The sequence below is a fragment of the Hydrogenophaga sp. OTU3427 genome, assembly GCF_038440225.1.
Lineage (GTDB): Bacteria > Pseudomonadota > Gammaproteobacteria > Burkholderiales > Burkholderiaceae_C > Hydrogenophaga.
Map to the genome: position 1 here is coordinate 1 of NZ_JASATI010000126.1, position 515 is coordinate 515.

A 515-nucleotide genomic window follows, 5' to 3' on the forward strand; every position below is an offset into this window, starting at 1 on the left:
GGTGCCTTCCTGATGCCCGTGGAAGACGTGTTCTCCATCTCGGGTCGCGGCACCGTGGTGACCGGCCGTATCGAGCGCGGCATCATCAAGGTCGGCGAGGAAATCGAGATCGTCGGTATCGCCGACACGCAGAAGACCACCTGTACCGGCGTGGAAATGTTCCGCAAGCTGCTGGACCAGGGCCAGGCTGGCGACAACGTCGGCATCCTGCTGCGCGGCACCAAGCGCGAAGACGTGCAGCGCGGACAGGTGCTGTGCAAGCCCGGCTCGATCAAGCCGCACACCCACTTCACGGGTGAGGTCTATGTGCTGTCCAAGGACGAAGGTGGCCGTCACACGCCGTTCTTCAACAACTACCGCCCGCAGTTCTACTTCCGCACGACCGACGTGACCGGCTCCATCGAGCTGCCCGAGGGCAAAGAGATGGTGATGCCTGGCGACAACGTGTCGATCACCGTCAAGCTGATCGCCCCGATCGCCATGGAAGAAGGCCTGCGCTTCGCGATCCGCGAAGG

General features: G+C 63.3%; 1 protein-coding gene. It reads left to right on the forward strand.

What is annotated here, in order from left to right:
- Window positions 1-515: EF-Tu C-terminal domain-related protein (locus tag AAHB17_RS24580; RefSeq protein WP_342133688.1), on the forward strand; the 515-nt coding region annotated here is incomplete at both ends.